General features: G+C 65.7%; 1 protein-coding gene and 1 pseudogene. Both read left to right on the plus strand.

Going from position 1 to position 472, the window contains the following annotated elements; all coding sequences use genetic code 11:
- Window positions 1–79: pseudogene (locus D7V77_RS42475) on the plus strand (50S ribosomal protein L30); the annotation flags it as partial.
- 2 nt (window positions 80–81) lie between these two features.
- A partial coding sequence (gene rplO, locus D7V77_RS42480) for a 50S ribosomal protein L15 (protein ID WP_120581770.1) occupies window positions 82–472 on the plus strand: 391 nt, incomplete at its 3' end.

A 472-nucleotide genomic window follows, 5' to 3' on the forward strand; every position in this document is an offset into this window, starting at 1 on the left:
CGTCAAGGAGGACCGCCCCGAGTTTCGGGGCATGGTCCGCGCGGTCGCGCACCTCGTGACCGTCGAGGAGGTTGACTGAAAATGCCTGACACCAAGGCCAACGGGTCGGCCCTGAAGATCCACAACCTGCGTCCCGCCCCGGGTGCCAAGACCGCGAAGACCCGTGTGGGTCGCGGTGAGGGCTCCAAGGGCAAGACCGCGGGTCGTGGTACCAAGGGTACGAAGGCTCGCTACCAGGTTCCCGCTCGCTTCGAGGGTGGTCAGACGCCACTGCACATGCGTCTGCCCAAGCTCCGAGGCTTCAAGAACCCGTTCAAGGTCGAGTACCAGGTCGTGAACCTGGACAAGATCTCCACCTTGTTCCCCGAGGGCGGCGACGTCGACGTCGCGGCGCTGGTGGAGAAGGGTGCCGTCCGCAAGGGCCAGCCCGTCAAGGTGCTCGGCACCGGCGACATCACCGTCAAGGTGAACG

Source organism: Corallococcus sp. CA041A (assembly GCF_003612075.1).
Lineage (GTDB): Bacteria > Myxococcota > Myxococcia > Myxococcales > Myxococcaceae > Corallococcus > Corallococcus exiguus.